At 68.9% G+C, this 15,573-nt stretch carries 10 protein-coding genes; 2 read left to right on the plus strand and 8 right to left on the minus strand.

What is annotated here, in order from left to right:
- The 8 genes from ACQ4N9_RS25175 to ACQ4N9_RS25210 form a co-directional block, all read right to left on the minus strand.
- Window positions 1-865, minus strand: an 865-nt coding sequence (locus tag ACQ4N9_RS25175) for a metal ABC transporter substrate-binding protein (RefSeq protein ID WP_430933981.1), incomplete at its 3' end; no start/stop codon positions are given.
- A complete protein-coding gene (locus ACQ4N9_RS25180; RefSeq protein ID WP_110995159.1) occupies window positions 862-1,761 on the minus strand; it encodes a metal ABC transporter permease in 900 nt (299 codons plus the stop codon). The genes ACQ4N9_RS25180 and ACQ4N9_RS25175, both read right to left, overlap by 4 nt.
- Window positions 1,758-2,504, minus strand: a complete 747-nt coding sequence (locus tag ACQ4N9_RS25185; protein WP_390971211.1) for a metal ABC transporter ATP-binding protein — start codon at window positions 2,502-2,504, stop codon at window positions 1,758-1,760. The genes ACQ4N9_RS25180 and ACQ4N9_RS25185 overlap by 4 nt, the downstream gene beginning before the upstream one ends.
- Window positions 2,501-3,412, minus strand: a complete 912-nt coding sequence (locus tag ACQ4N9_RS25190; RefSeq protein ID WP_258706280.1) for a metal ABC transporter substrate-binding protein — start codon at window positions 3,410-3,412, stop codon at window positions 2,501-2,503. Before ACQ4N9_RS25190 ends, ACQ4N9_RS25185 begins: the two co-directional genes overlap by 4 nt.
- A 10-nt stretch (window positions 3,413-3,422) precedes the next feature.
- On the minus strand, window positions 3,423-3,992 hold the full coding sequence (locus ACQ4N9_RS25195) for a DUF6162 family protein (RefSeq protein ID WP_390971209.1): 570 nt from the start codon (window positions 3,990-3,992) through the stop codon (window positions 3,423-3,425).
- Window positions 3,989-4,309: a hypothetical protein gene (locus ACQ4N9_RS25200; RefSeq protein ID WP_125858309.1), complete on the minus strand. Its 321-nt coding sequence runs from the start codon at window positions 4,307-4,309 to the stop codon at window positions 3,989-3,991. Before ACQ4N9_RS25200 ends, ACQ4N9_RS25195 begins: the two co-directional genes overlap by 4 nt.
- On the minus strand, window positions 4,306-4,845 hold the full coding sequence (locus ACQ4N9_RS25205; protein WP_390971207.1) for a thiamine pyrophosphate-binding protein: 540 nt from the start codon (window positions 4,843-4,845) through the stop codon (window positions 4,306-4,308). The genes ACQ4N9_RS25200 and ACQ4N9_RS25205 overlap by 4 nt, the downstream gene beginning before the upstream one ends.
- A complete protein-coding gene (locus tag ACQ4N9_RS25210; protein ID WP_390971205.1) occupies window positions 4,842-6,044 on the minus strand; it encodes a PepSY-associated TM helix domain-containing protein in 1,203 nt (400 codons plus the stop codon). Before ACQ4N9_RS25210 ends, ACQ4N9_RS25205 begins: the two co-directional genes overlap by 4 nt.
- Before the next feature lie 246 nt (window positions 6,045-6,290).
- On the opposite strand from ACQ4N9_RS25210, the gene ACQ4N9_RS25215 reads away from it, so the two are divergent.
- Window positions 6,291-14,033 (plus strand): amino acid adenylation domain-containing protein, encoded by a 7,743-nt coding sequence (locus ACQ4N9_RS25215; protein ID WP_390971203.1) that lies wholly within the window; start codon window positions 6,291-6,293, stop codon window positions 14,031-14,033.
- A partial coding sequence (locus ACQ4N9_RS25220; RefSeq protein ID WP_430933986.1) for a condensation domain-containing protein occupies window positions 14,026-15,573 on the plus strand: 1,548 nt, incomplete at its 3' end. The genes ACQ4N9_RS25215 and ACQ4N9_RS25220, both read left to right, overlap by 8 nt.

The raw sequence follows: 15,573 nt of genomic DNA on the forward strand, positions 1-15,573 counted from the left end.
TGCTGCCCAACGCCTTCAGCACCTGCTCGACACTGGCCTTGAGCCCGGCCACGGCGTCCTGCGGATCGCTGTCGACCACCAGCAACTTGGCACCACCGGCCTCGATCGCCGCAACCACCTTGGCATCCGGTTGGCGATGGTGCAGCACCAGTGCCACGTCTTGTTGCCTGAGGTTGTCGCTCAGCGCCTTGAGCGCGGCCTCGTCCCACTGCTCGTCGGCGTGCAGCGGTTGTTCGACCACATCCAGGTTGAGCCCGCTGGCCAGGTACCCAAGCCGCTCGGACAGGCTGACCACGCTGAGGTTATCGACCTCGGCCAGCTGCGCCTGGCTGCTGGCGGTGAGTTCGAGCATCTGGCGCTTGAGCCCGGCCAGGTTGCTCTGGATCTTCGCCTTGTCCGCCGGCGACAGGAGCTCCAGGTCGTTGGCCACCACATCGGCCATGCGCCCCAGATTGGTCGGGTTGAGCCACGGATACGCAGAAAACGCTTGCTCGCCCTGGACCGCGATGCCCGGCAGGGCGCCGTCCACCGGGCGCGCGGCGTCGATTTCGACGATGCGGATATTGCTGCGCCGGGCCATGGGGTAGAGCGGGTCGTCACGCCAGATCGAGCGCACGCCGATCACCGCGTCGGCCTGCTGCGCGGCCTTCTGCAGGCTGGCGCCGCCACGGCCCTCGAAGTACGACGGCTGGCGGCTGGCCGGCAGGTTGGCCGGGACGGCGCTCTTGAGCTGCACCGAGGTGCCATCGAGCAGGGCGGCCGCCAGGCTGTGGGTCACCGGCAGGGTGGTCAGCACTTGGGTGGCGTTGGCCAGCAGCGGCAGGCCGCTCAAGGCCAGGGCCAGGGTGAGTTTTTTCAGGGTCATGCCGGGTTTCCTTGCAGGCGGGGGACGAGGGCGCGGGCCAGGGCACAGAGGGCGAAACACAGGCCGGCCACCAGGATGATCGCCGCGCCCGACGGCACCGGCAGGTCGAGCGTGATCGGCAGCAGGATGCCCAACAGGGTGCTGACGGTGGCGATCAGTACCGAGATGAAGAAGAAACCCTTGAGCGACTGGCTGACCAGCCGCGCGGCCGCCGCCGGGATCACCAGCAGGGCGCCCACCAGGATCGCCCCGATCACCTTCACCGAGGCCACGGTCACCAGCGTCACCAGCACCACGAACAGGTAGTCCAGGGTCTTCACCGCCACCCCGCGCACCGCCGCCAGCTGCGGGTTGAAGCTGGCCAGCATGATGCGGTTGTACAGCGGTAGCGCCAACGCCAGCACCAGCAGCGCGACGATGCCCAGCACCAGCAGGTCGTGGGCGCTGACGGTGAGCACCGAGCCGAACAGCACGTTTTCCAGGATATGCACGTTGATCTTGCCGGCCAGCATCAGCAGCAGGCTCGCGCCCAGCGCCAGCGACACCGAGAGGAACACCCCGATCAAGGTATCCGGCGACAGCCCGGTGCGGTTGCGCAGGAAGTTGAGCAAAATGCCGAACAGCAGGCAGTAGCCGAACAGGCTGCCATAGGGGCCGGTGTAGGGTTCGCCCAGCAAGATGCCGATGGCCACGCCCGTCAGCGCGGCGTGGCCGACCGCCTCGGAGAAGAAGGCAAAGCGCTTGACCACCACCAGGGTGCCCAGCCCGCCCAGCACCGGGCCGATCATCAGGCCCGCCAGCAGCGCGTTGACCACGAAACCGTAGGCCAGCGCCTCCGGTAGATAACCCGCGCCGGCCCATTCCTGGACCAGTTGGCGGAACGCTTCGAAACTCATGAACGGCTCTCGCTGCGAGGGTGGACGGAGAACAAACTGAGCAGGCGCTCAGGCGTGAGCGCTTCAGCCGGCGGGGCGTCGAACAGCACCTGGCGGTTCAGCCCGGTCACCCGGTCGGCCAGGCGCAGCACCGCCTGCAGGTCGTGCTCGATCCACAGCACGGTGGTGCCGGCCTGGCGCCAGCCGTGCAGCAGTTGCTCGAACACCTGGATGCCGGCTTCATCGAGCGCCGACATCGGCTCGTCGAGCACCAGCAGTTGCGGCTCGGGGATCAGCCCCTGGGCCAGCAGCACCCGCTGGCGTTCGCCACCGGACAGCGCGCCCATGCGCCGCTTGCGCTTGTCGAGCATGCCGACCCTGGCCAGCGCCGCGTCGATGGCCGGGCGCACCCGCCGCGACAAACCGAGGAACGCCGGACGGCGCTGGCACATGGCGGCCATGAAGTCGTCGACGGTCATCGGCAGGCCGCGGTCGAATTCCAGCGCCTGGGGCACATAGCCGATCACTTCCTGCTCGCCCGGCCAGTGCAGGGTCAGCTGGCCCTGGTGCGGCATCTGCCCGAGCAGGGTCTTGATCAGCGAGCTCTTGCCGCCGCCATTGGGCCCGACGATGGCGTGCACGCTGCCAGGGGCGACATTGAAGCGCACGCCTTCAAGGATGCGGGTGCGGCCCAGGGTCAGGTCGATGCCATCGAAGTCGATGCGCGGCCCGCCAGCGGCGCTGAGGTGGACGGCGGCGGTCACGCGCGGTTCTCCTGGATGGCGCGGACCACGGTGTCGAGGTTGCGCTTCATCTCCACTTCGTACTTTTCCTTGGTGTATTCGCCATAGGAGATATGCGTGAGCGGGTACAGACGCACCCCCGATTCACGCTGGATGGTCTCGACGTAAGCGGAAGGGAAGTCCATTTCCGAGAAGATCACCTTCACGTCCAGCGCCTTGAGCTGGTCGATGGTCTTCTTCAGTTGCGCCGGGCTCGGCTCGATACCGTGGGCAGGTTCCACCACGGCGGTCACTTCCAGGCCGAAGTCACGCACCAGGTAGTCGTAGGCGGCGTGGATGGTCGCCACGCGGAAGGTCGCGTCCGGCGCCTGGGTCACCTGGGCCAGCGCTTCGGCGCGCAGGGCCCGCAGGCGCTTGGCATAGGCACGGGCGTTCTGGGTGTAGAACTTGGCGTTGTCCGGGTCGAGCTTGCCCAGTTCGCGGGCGATGTTGTTGACCTGGGCGATGGTCGCGCTGATCGACAGGAAGGTGTGCGGGTTGACCACCTTGCCGGCGCCACGGGCGGCGATACCGGTGGCCGCCAGCAGCGGCACGTTGGCGTTGGCCTCGATGGTCTTGATAGCGGGCTTTTCGCTGGCGGCGATCATGCGGTCGGCGAAGTCGTCATGGCCCACGCCATTGAGCACCACCACATCCAGGCTGCCGATGCGCTTGATGTCTTCGGCGCGCGGCTCGTAGGCATGGGGGTTGAAGCCGGCCGGGATCAGCGGCACCACCTCGGCCTTGTCGCCGACGATATTGCTCACATAGCTGTAGTAAGGGTGCAGGGTGATGCCGATGCGCAGCGGCTTGCCAGTGTCGGCAGCGGCCAGGGCAGGCAGGGCGCAGGCCAGGAGCAGCGCCAGGGTGCGGCGGGCGGAGCGGAACATGGGCAAATCCTTAATGGCGGTGTTGGCGGGTAACCCCGGCGTCGTAGTGGGTGACGATCTGCCGCCAGCCGGCGGCGATCAGCGTGGCGCTGTCCAGGGCGTCCGGGGCCATCGCGCTGCTGTCGCGGCGCAGCCACACATCGGGCTGGGCGTCGGCCGTCTGCGGCAGGATCAGCAACAGGCTGCCAGCCACTTCAGGGGCCTGGCTGCGGCCCAGGTAGGCGCCGTTGTCCAGCAGCGCCCACTGCAGGCTGCCGCGGCTCTGGCTGCTGGCATCGGCCACGAAGGGCGGCAGGCCCGCTTCGGCGAGCTCGGCCACCTGCGGCGCGCTGCCGCTTTCCTCGCGCAGCGCACGGATCTCCTCGACCGCCACCCACAGGTCGGTGTGCAGGCCCTGTTCGGCGGCGTTCAGGTCACGCCGGGCGTCGAGCTGGTGGGCGGCGACGGCCTGTTCGTCCTCGCGCTCGCCGCGCACGGCCACCACACTGGCGGCCAGCAGCAGGATCAACACGGCGGCCAGCAACACATAGAGGGTTTCGTGCCCGGCACCCGCCGGGCGTACCACCTGGGCGCGGCTCATGGCGCACCGATATCGGCGTGGTCCACTTCAACCACATGGCCGGGGCCGGCATCGAACAGCACGTAGAACTCGCCGTCGGGGCGCTTGAAGGTGAGGGTGGAGTCATCCCCCAGCTTGCTGGCCACCAACACCTGTTCGTCGTAGCCGATCACGTCCAGGGTTACCCCCGGCGCGCCGCTGCCGTCGCTGAAACCGCCCTTGCAGGTGATCTGCCCGGCGTTTTCGGTGCAATCGCACATCGGGTTGTGCGCCAGCGCCGGGGTGGCGGCCAGCAGCAAAAAGGGCAGGGCGAGCCTGCGCAGCAACGGTGGTGTCATTTCTTGCCTCCTTGTTTCTCGAGCCAGGCCACGGTGGCCGGCGATGCCTTGGCCAGTGGCACCGAAGCCTGGTACATCTTGCCGTCCCAGCCTTCGATGGTGATCCAGATGTCGGCGTCGGCACGGGTGCGGGGCGGAATCGGCAGCGAGGTGCCCATGCGCGCCGGGGCGCCGAAGAAGATGGTGCCGGCGGCGCGCAGGCTGCGCGGCTTGCCCACCCGCAGGTAGATGGCCTTGACCCCTTCGGTGCAGGTGTTGCACAGCGCGGCGCTGAACGCCTTGAAATGGCCCGCCGGGCCTTCATTGCGTGGCGCCTCGTCGCGGAACTCGGCCAGGTCCAGGCTCCAGCGCCCCACCTGGATGTCGTGGATGATGTTGGCGCCCAGGCCGCTGTCGCCGCGGAACAGGCTGGCGTCGGCGAAGTACTTGGGCATGAAGCCCAGCGGGATGAGGATCAGCAGGATGTTCAGGTGGAAGCGCCATTTCAGCCACCACTGCTTGAAGCCGCCTTGCGGCACGCTGTTCGCCTGGCTCATGGCTGGGCCTCCACGGGGGTGTCAGTGGCTTGCGCGCGGGCCCGGGCCGGGCGCTCGGCGCGTTTCAGGGCGGCGGCGGTGGCCTGGGCGGTGCGCTTGGTCCAGATCAGCAGGCCGCTGAGCACCATCAGGGTCAGCACCAGGCCGAAGAAGAACCAGATCAGCTTGATCGCCAGGCCGCCGAAGTCGCCGGTGTGCAGCGGGCGCATCGATTCGGTGACGAACTCCAGGGTCGAACGGTCGCCGAGCAGGAACTGGCTGTCGATGTTGCGCGTGTACGGGTTGACCTCGGCGGTCTGGAACATCAGCGGGTACCAGCCACGGCCACCCATGCTGTAGTGGCTGTAGGCGGTGGCGGGCAGCGAGATGAAGCTCACCTCCAGCCCGGGGATGGCCTCGCTGGCGATGCGCGCCGCCTCGTCCAGGTCGATGCGCGGCGCCGGGCTGCCGTCGGCAGTCTGCGGCACCTGCTCACGGGCGATCACCGGCACGATTGGCTCGGTGGAAATGGTCACGTGGTTGTCGCCGAGGATTGCCTGGATCAGGAACCACAGGCCAGTGACCGAGATCACCGCGATGAACCAGATCGACCACACCCCTGCCAGGCGGTGCAGGTCACCCCAGAAGATCCGCGAGCCGTGGCCGGTGCGCACCGGCTTGAAGAAGCCGCGCCAGAACTTCTTGTAGACCACAAGCCCGGTCACCAGAGACGCCAGCATCGGCAGCCCCAGCAGCGACACCAGGTACCAGCCCCAGCTGTAGCCGTTGGTGAACGGCACCAGCCACCAGCCATGCAGGGCGCGGGTGAAGGCCTCGAAGTCGAAGTCCGGGCGCTGGCCCTGCACGGCCCCGGTGTAGGGGTTGACGTACAGCAGCGCGCTGGTGCCGTCGGCGCGGGTCACCGAGGCCTGCAGGGCGAAGTGCGAGCCGTCCGGCTGGCTGAGCACGCCCACGTTCAGTTCAGGCTCGGCCTTGTGCATGGCATCGAGCACCTGCTGGAAGCTCAGGCGCTCGGCATCGCCGTCCGGCTTGCTGGCGCGCACGTCGGCGTTGGCCAGCCACACGATCTCCTGGCTGACCACCGCGAGCATGCCGGTGAAACAGACGATCAGCACAAAGAACCAGATCGGCAGGGCAAGCCAGCTGTGTACCAGGAACCACAGCTTGGACGAGGATTTCTTTTTCGGTTGTCGGGCCATCGGTCGGTCTTCTTGGAAAAAAGTGCGGTCGAGTCTCGGCTCAACCGTGAAGGCTGCACTTAATAGGACGGATGAGAATGAGAAACCTGCCTAATTAAATGAAAGTAAATGTTTCAAGGTCTGCGGGAAACAGACCTGGCGGGCGTGGGAAGGCGCCCTGCGACCTTAATTTTTTGCAGGTTGTATCCGTTTCGTAGGGATAGCCGGGCACTGCCCGTGGTACCTCACTCGTACGGAAGCAACCTGATGAATGCCGAGAAGTCCCTGCAACTGGCCCGCCGTTTCATCGAACTGCCGCTGGAAAAGCGCCGCCTGTTCCTTGAAAGCCTGGCCAGGGAAGGCATCGACTTTTCCCAGTTCCCGATCCCCGCCGGGGTGGCGGCCGACGACCGCCTGGCGCCGTCCTACGCCCAGCAGCGCATGTGGGTGCTGTGGCAGCTCGACCCCCAGGGCGGCGCCTACAACCTGCCGGGGGCGGTGCGGCTCAAGGGCGCGCTGGACCAGGCCGCGCTGGCCCAGGCGTTCGCCAGCCTGCTCGAGCGCCACCAGAGCCTGGCCTGCGTGTTCCGCCAGCAGGACGACGAGTCGCTGGCCCAGGTGCATTGCCCGGGCGCGCCGCAGATCCGCCACCTGGACCTGCGCGCGCTGGCCGGCGACACCCGCGAGGCGCGGGTGCAGGCCGAGGTCGAAGCCGAATCGCTGCGCCCGTTCGACCTGGCCAACGGCCCGCTGCTGCGCATCTGCCTGCTGCAACTGGCCGACCAGGAACACGTGCTGCTGTTGACCCTGCACCACATCGTCTCCGATGGCTGGTCGATGAACGTGCTGATCGACGAGTTCAGCCGCTGCTACGACGCCTTCGCCGCCGGCGCCCAGCCGCAGCTGCCGGCGCTGCCGATCCAGTACGTCGATTACGCCCTGTGGCAGCGCCGCTGGCTGGAAGCCGGCGAGCTTGCGCGCCAGCTGGGCTACTGGCAGGCCACCCTGGGCGACGAGCAGCCGGTGCTGGAGCTGCCGTTGGACCATGCCCGCCCGGCCAGCCCAAGCTTTCGCGGGCAGCGCCTGGAGTTCGCCGTCGACGCCGCGCTGGCCGATCAGCTGCGCGGTTTCGCCCGCCAGCACAACCTGACCCTGTTCATGCTGCTGCTGGGCGGTTTCGGCCTGCTGCTGCAGCGCTACACCGGCCAGGCCGACTTGCGCATTGGCAGCCCGGTGGCCAACCGCAACCGTAGCGAGATCGAAGGCCTGATCGGCCTGTTCGTCAACACCCAGGTGCTGCGCCTGCAGCCGGATGCGCAGGGCGACGTGCTCGGTTACCTGCAGGCGGTGCGCCACACCGTGCTCGGCGCCCAGGCCCACCAGGACCTGCCGTTCGAGCGCCTGGTCGATGCGCTCAAGGTCGAGCGCAGCCTGGCCCACGCGCCGCTGTTCCAGGTGATGTACAACCACCAGCCTCAGGTCGCCGACCTGGGCGCGCTGACCCTGGCCTCGGGCCTGGAGCTGGCGCCGCTTGCGTGGCGCAGCCGCACCACCCAGTTCGACCTGAGCCTGGACACCTATGAAAAGGGCGGCGTGCTGCATGCCGCCTTCACCTATGCCAGCGACCTGTTCGACGCTGCCACCATCGAGCGCATGGCCGCCCACTGGCAGACCCTGCTGCGGGGGCTGGTCGAGCAACCCCAGCAAGCCCTGTGGCAACTGCCGATGCTCGATGCGGCCAGCCTGCACCAGGTGCTGCACGGCTGGAACTCCACGGCCAGCGACTACCCGCTGCAGCGCGCCGTGCACCAGTTGATCGAAGACCAGGTGCAGCGCACCCCTACGGCGCCGGCGCTGGTGTTCGGCGACAGCACCCTGAGCTATGCCGAGCTCGACGCCCAGGCCAACCGCCTGGCCCACTACCTGCGCGCCAACGGCGCCGGCAGCGACCGCCTGGTCGGCATCAGCGTGCAGCGCAGCGTCGAAATGGTGGTGGGCCTGCTGGGCATTCTCAAGGCCGGCGCCGCCTACGTGCCGCTGGACCCGGAATACCCCGAGGAACGCCTGGCCTACATGATCGAGGACAGCGGCATCAGCCTGCTGCTGACCCAGCAGGCGCTGCTCGGCAGCCTGCCGGTGACGGCCGGGGTAAGCTGCGTGGCCCTGGACGCACTGGCGCTGGATGAGCAGCCGGCCACGTCGCCGAAGCTGCCGACCGACCCCGCCCAGTTGGCCTACGTCATCTATACCTCCGGTTCCACTGGCCGCCCGAAGGGCGCCGGCAACAGCCACGCGGCGTTGACCAACCGCCTGTGCTGGATGCAGCAGGCCTATGGCATCGACGCCAGCGACACGGTGCTGCAGAAGACCCCGTTCAGCTTCGACGTCTCGGTGTGGGAGTTCTTCTGGCCGCTGATGACCGGCGCCCGCCTGGCGGTGGCGGCCCCCGGCGAGCACCGCGATCCGGCGCGGCTGATCGCGACCATCCAGCGCCACCAGGTCAGCACCCTGCATTTCGTGCCGTCGATGCTCCAGGCTTTTATCCATGAGCCCGGCGTCGAGGCCTGCACCAGCCTGCGGCGCATCGTCTGCAGTGGCGAGGCGCTGCCGGTGGATGCCCAGCAGCAAGTGTTCGCCCGCCTGCCCCAGGCCGGGCTGTACAACCTCTATGGCCCTACCGAAGCGGCCATCGACGTGACCCACTGGACCTGCGTCGACGAAGGTCGCGACAGCGTGCCGATCGGCCAGCCGATCGCCAACATCCGCACCTACGTGCTCGACGCCGGCCTCGAGCCGGTGGCGCCCGGTGTGTCTGGCGAACTGTACCTGGGTGGCGTGGGTCTTGCCCGCGGCTACCACCGCCGCCCGGGGCTGACTGCCGAGCGCTTCGTCGCCGACCCGTTCAGCCCGGGGGAGCGCCTGTACCGCACCGGCGATCGCGTGCGTCAGCGCGGCGACGGGGTGATCGAGTACCTCGGCCGCTTCGACCATCAGGTGAAAATCCGCGGCCTGCGCATCGAGCTGGGCGAGATCGAAGCGCGCCTGGCCCAGCACCCGAGCGTGCGCGAGGCCGTGGTGCTGGCCGTCGACGGCAAGCAGCTGGTTGCCTACCTGGTGCTCAACCAGCAGGGCGAAGGCTGGCAGCAAGCGCTCAAGGACTGGCTGCTGCAGGCCTTGCCGGAATTCATGGTGCCGAGCCACCTGATGCCATTGGCCAGCCTGCCGCTGACCCCCAACGGCAAGCTCGACCGCAAGGCCCTGCCACAACCGCAGGCCGCTGCGCGCGGCGCCTACGTTGCGCCCCTGGATGACACCCAGGCCACCCTGGCCCAGATCTGGCGCGAGGTGCTCGGGGCCGAGCAGGTGGGCATCGACGACAACTTCTTCGAACTGGGCGGCGATTCGATCATCGCCATCCAGGTGGTCAGCCGTGCTCGCCGCCAAGGCCTGCAGTTCAGCCCGCGCGACCTGTTCCAGCACCAGACCGTGCGCAGCCTTGCCGCTGCCGCCGGGCAGGCGCTGCAAGTTCAGGCCGAGCAAGGGCTGGTGCAGGGCGAGGCGCTGCTGAGCCCGATCCAGCAGCAGTTCTTCGAGCAGGCCGTGCCCGGGCGCGCGCACTGGAACCAGTCGCTGCTGCTCACCCCGCGCCAGGCCCTGGACGCCGGGCGCCTGGCCGCGGCGTTGGGGCAACTGCTGCGCCAGCACGACGCCCTGCGCCTGCGCTTCAGCGAGCACCAGGACGGCTGGCAGGCCTGGCACGCCGAAGCTGAGCAGGCGCTGCCGTTCACTGAACAACAAGTCGCCGACGAGCAGGCCCTGGCCGAGCTGTGCCAGGCCACCCAGCGCAGCCTCGACCTGGCCAACGGCCCACTACTGCGCGCTGTGCTGGCACAGCTGGCCGACGGCAGCCAGCGCCTGTTGCTGGTGATCCACCACTTGGTGGTCGATGGCGTGTCCTGGCGCGTGCTGCTCGAAGACCTGCAGCAGGCCTACCAGCAACAACCGCTGCCGGCCAAGACCAGCGCCTGGCAGGCCTGGGCCGCCCGCCTGCCGGCGTTGGCCGAACGCCATGCCGGCGAACTGGACTACTGGCGCGCCCAGACCGTCGCCGCCGAGCTGCTCTGCGACAACCCGCAAGGCGCCGCCAGCAACCGCCACGGCCACAAGCTTGAGACCCGCTTCGACGCCAGCTTCACCCGCCAGTTGTTGCAGGAGGCCCCAGCGGCCTACCGCACCCAGGTCAACGACCTGCTGCTGACCGCCCTGGCCCAGGCCGTGGCCGGCTGGAGCGGCCAGGCCGAGGTGCTGGTGCAACTGGAAGGCCACGGCCGCGAAGACGCGTTCGCCGACATCGACCTGTCGCGCACGGTCGGCTGGTTCACCACGCTGTTCCCGGTGCGTCTGACCCCGGCCGGCGACGCTGGCACCGCCATCAAGACCATCAAGGAGCAACTGCGCGGCGTGCCGCACAAGGGCATCGGCCACGGCCTGCTGCGCCAGCTGGGCAACCCCGAGCAGCGCCAGTCCCTGGCCGCGCTGGCACCGCCGCGCATCACCTTCAATTACCTGGGGCAGTTCGACCAGCAGTTCGACGAACATGCGCTGTGGGCGCCGGCCGCCGAGAGCAGCGGCGCCGCCCAGGATGCCGATGCACCCTTGGCCAACTGGCTCTGCGTGGAAGGGCAGGTGTACGGCGGCGAGCTGGCCCTGCAGTTCGGCTTCAGCACGCAGATGTACCAGGAGGCGACCATCGCCGCGCTGCTGGAGCGCTTCCACGCATGCCTGCGCGCGCTGGTGGAGCACTGCCGCCAGTTGCCCGCGCCCCAGGCCACGCCATCGGACTACCCGCTGGCCGGGCTCGACCAGGCAGCGCTGGACGCCTTGCCGGTGGCGCTGGCCGAGCTTGAGGACATTCACGGCCTGTCGCCGATGCAGCAGGGCCTGTTGCTTCACGAGCGGCTGGCCCCGGGCAGCGGCAGCTACATCAACCAACTGCGCCTGGACATCGACGGCCTGGAACCGCAGCGTTTCCGCCAGGCCTGGCAGGCGGTGCTCGACCGCCACGCCATGCTGCGCAGCGGCTTCCACTGGCCGGCGCAGCAGGCCCAGGTGGTGCAACTGGTGTTCAAGCAGGCGCAGGTGCCCTTCATCGAGCTCGACTGGCGCGGCGAAGCGCAGCTTGAGCAGCGCTTGCAGGCACTGGCCGACGAGCAGCGCGCCCAGGCCTTCGATACCCGCCAGGCGCCGTTGCTGCGCCTGGTGCTGGTGCGTACCGAGGCGGCGCGCTGGCACCTGGTCTACACCCACCACCACGTGCTGCTCGACGGCTGGAGCAACGCCCAGGTGCTCGGCGAAGTGCTGGCGTGCTACGCCGGGCGCACGCTGCCGGCGCCTGCCGGGCGTTACCGCGACTATATCGGCTGGCTGCAGCGCCAGGACCGTCAGGTCAGCGAGCAGTTCTGGCGCAAGCGCCTGGCGCTGCTCGACGAACCGACCCAACTGATGACCGCGCTGGCGCCGCTGGCCCAGGCCGGGCAGGGGCATGGCGAACAGCGCATCCGCCTGCACGGCGCACGCAGCGAGCGCCTGGTGGCCTTCGCCAAGGCCCGCAAGCTGACCGTCAACACCCTGGTGCAGGCAGCCTGGGCGTTGCTGCTGCAACGCTACACCGGCCAGGCGGCGGTGTGCTTCGGCGCCACCGTGGCCGGTCGCCCGGCCGGCTTGCCGGGCATCGAGCATCAGGTGGGGCTGTTCATCAACACCTTGCCGGTGATCGTCGCGCCGCGCCCGGAGCAACCCCTGGGCCAGTTGTTGCAAACCCTGCAGGACGACAACCTGGCCCTGCGTGAGCACGAACACACCGCGCTGGCCGATATCCAGGGCTGGGCCGGCCAGGCCGGCGCCAGCCTGTTCGACACCCTGGTGGTGTTCGAGAACTACCCGCTGGGCGACACCCTGGCCGAGGGCGCGCCCGAAGGTGTGCAGCTGAGTGGCATCCGCAACCTTGAACAGACCCACTATCCGCTGACCCTGCTGGTCACCCTCGGCTCGGCCCTTGAACTGCAGCTGAGCTACGACCGCGCCGCCTTCGCCGAAGACGCGGTGCAGGCCCTCGGCGAGCACCTGTTGCAGCTGCTGGAAAGCCTGCCCGCTCACCCCGAGCTGCCGCTGGGCGAGTTGCCGATGCTGCCGGCCCAGGCTGCCGCCGAGCTGGCCGCACGGGCACACCTGGGCGCGCTGGCATACCCGCAGGAACTGTGCATCCACCAGGCCATCGAGGCCCGCGCCGCGGCCAACCCCGAGGCGCTGGCGCTGATCGACGGCGAGCAGCGCTACACCTGCCAACAGCTCGACGCCTGGGCCAACTACATTGCCCGGCAACTGCTGGCGCGCGGCGTCACCCCGGAAACCCGGGTCGCGGTGGCGCTGCCGCGCACCGCGGCTCTGCTGGCGGCGCTGCTGGGGGTGCTCAAGGCCGGTGGCGCCTATGTGCCGCTCGACCCGGAATACCCTGCCGAGCGCATCGCCTACATGCTCAAGGACAGCGACTGCGCGCTGGTGCTGACCCAACCTGAGGTCATCGAGGTGCCGGCCGGCGTCCAGGCACTGCACATCGAACCGTTCAGCGGCCAGTGCGCCGAGGCGGTGCACAGCGAGGTGAGCGCCGGCAACCTGGCCTATGTCATCTACACCTCCGGCTCCACCGGCCTGCCCAAGGGCGTGGCGATCAGCCACCGCAACGTCGCGGCGCTGGCTCGCTGGAGCCGCGAGGCCTTTGCCGCCGACGATATTCAGGGGGTGCTGGCGAGCACCTCGGTGTGCTTCGACCTGTCGGTGTGGGAGCTGTTCGTGACCCTGGCCAACGGCGGCTGGCTGGTAATGGCGCGCAACGCCCTGGAGCTGCCGCACCTGCCGGCCCGGCACCTGGTGCGCCTGGTCAACACGGTGCCGTCGGCGATTGCCGCACTGGTACGCAGCGACGGCTTGCCGACGGGCGTGCGCCTGGTCAACCTGGCCGGCGAGCCGCTCAAGCAGAGCCTGGTCGACAGCCTCTATGCGCTGGGGCACGTGGCCCATGTACATGACCTGTACGGCCCGTCGGAAGACACCACCTATTCCACCTGGGCCCGCCGCGAGGCCGGTGGCCGCGCCTGCATCGGCCGCCCACTGCACAACAGCAGCGGGCATGTGCTCGACGGCCAGCTGCAGGCCCTGCCGCACGGCGTGGCCGGCGAGTTGTACCTGGCGGGCGCCGGGGTCACCCGCGGCTACCTGGGCCGCCCCGGGCTGACCGCCGAGAAATTCCTGCCCAACCCGTTCGGCGGGGCGGGCGAGCGCATGTACCGCAGCGGCGACCTGGTGCGCTACCGCGCCTCGGGCGAGCTGGAGTACGTCGGCCGTATCGATCATCAGGTCAAGCTGCGTGGCTTGCGTATCGAGCTGGGCGAGGTCGAGACGCGTCTGCTGGCCATCCCCGGCGTGCGCGAAGCGGCCGTGCTGGCGGTGGACGGGCAACTGGTGGCGTACCTGGCCGCCGCCGAGCAGGCGCCGGACAGTGTGCGTGCCGCCCTGCGCGAGGTACTGCCCGAGTACATGGTGCCCGGCGTGCTGATGTACCTGGCGCAATTGCCGCAGACCCCCAATGGCAAGCTCGACCGCAAGGCCCTGCCAGCCCCCGAGCGGGCGGCGCGCCAGCAGGCCTACGAGGCGCCGCGCAGCGAGCTGGAGCAGCAACTGGCGACGCTCTGGCAAGAGGTGCTGGGGGTCGAGCGGGTAGGCCTTGCGGACAACTTCTTCGAACTGGGCGGGCAGTCACTGCAGATGGTCATGCTGCTGTCGCGCCTGCGCGCCGAGCTCGGTGTCGAGCTGTCGGTGCGCGACTTCCATCAGGCCGGCCAGCTCGGCCAGTTGGCCGAACAGATTTCCCAACAACTTTCAGCAGACGAGCTTGGGGCAGAGCTCGACCTGGTATTCGATGTGCTCGATGAGCTGGAGACAAGCAATGCGTAAGCCGATGGCTGCAAAAACCCAAGAGCTGGTTGATCGGATCAAGGGACTGGATTTCGACAAGCGGCAGCAGCTGTTCGGCAAGTTGCAGCAGGCGGGCGTCAACGTGGCGCGCCTGCCGATCGTTCCGGCGCTGGAGCGCGACCTGCGGGCGGTGTCCTACGCCCAGCAGCGCCAGTGGTTCCTCTGGCGCCTGGACCCGGCCAGCGCGGCCTACCACCTGCCTTCGGCGTTGCGCCTCAAGGGCGCGCTGCACATCCCCGCGCTGCAGTCCGCCTGCACGGCGCTGCTGCAGCGCCACCCCGGGCTGCGCACGCGCTTCGTCGAGCAAGGCGAGCAGTTGTGGCAGCGGATCGACGCCCAGGCCGAGCTGCCATTGACGGTCGAGCCGGTCGAGGCCCAGGCCCTGCATGGCGTGCTGGAGCGCCTCAACCAGCAGCCGTTCGACCTCGAACACGGCCCGCTGGTGCGGGTCAACCTGCTGCGCCTGGCCGCCGACGAGCATGTGCTGGCGCTCAACCTGCACCACATCATCACCGACGGCTGGTCGATGACCCTGATCGTCGAAGACCTGATGGCCCTGTACCAGGCCCAGGTGCAGGGTGTTGCCCTGCCGGCCACCGAGCAGCCGATCGACTACGCCGACTACGCCGCCTGGCAGCGCCAGTGGATGCAGGCCGGCGAGCGCGAGCGCCAACTGGCCTACTGGCGCGAGCAACTGGGGCACGAACAGCCGCTGCTCGAACTGCCATTCGACCGCCCGCGCCCGGCCACCCCGAGCCTGCGCGGCGCCCGCCTGCCGGTCAGCCTGCCGACGGCGCTGGGCGAGGGCGTGCGCCAGTTGGCGCGGGCCCGCGGCGTGACCCCCTTCGTGGTGCTGCTGGCCAGCTTCCAGGTGCTGCTGCAGCGCTACAGCGGGCAGCACGACATCCGCGTCGGCGTGCCGGTGGCCAACCGCAATCGCCTGGAGACCGAACGCCTGGTCGGGCTGTTCGTCAACACCCAGGTGCTGGCCAGTCGTATCGACACGCAGCGCTCGTTCGCCGCGCTGCTCGGCCAGCTCGATCAACAGGCCCAGGCCGCCCAGCAGTACCAGGACCTGCCGTTCGAACAACTGGTCGAGGCGCTGCAGCCCGAGCGCAGCCTCAACCACAACCCGCTGTTCCAGGTGCTCTACAACCATCTCAGCGGCGCCACCGAAATGGGCGCGGTGCAACTGCCCGGCCTGCAGGCCGAAGGGGTATTGCTGCGCAATATCAGCGCCCAGCTCGACCTGACCCTGGAAACCCAGGAAGGCGAGCAGGGGCTGAGCGCCAGCTTCACCTACGCCACCGACCTGTTCGACGCAGCCACCGTCGAGTGCCTGGCCGCGCACTGGCTGAACCTGCTGCAGGCAGTGGTCGCCAACCCTGAGCAGCGTATTGCCGAACTGCCGATGCAGACCGCTGCCGAACAGGCCGCCAGCCTGGCCGAATGGAACGCTGATAGCCGCGATTTCCCGGCCCAGGCCTGCCTGCACCAACAGATTGAAGCCCAGGCTGCT

It is taken from the genome of Pseudomonas sp. ES1 (assembly GCF_050586605.1).
In the GTDB taxonomy this organism is placed as follows: Bacteria; Pseudomonadota; Gammaproteobacteria; order Pseudomonadales; family Pseudomonadaceae; genus Aquipseudomonas; species Aquipseudomonas sichuanensis.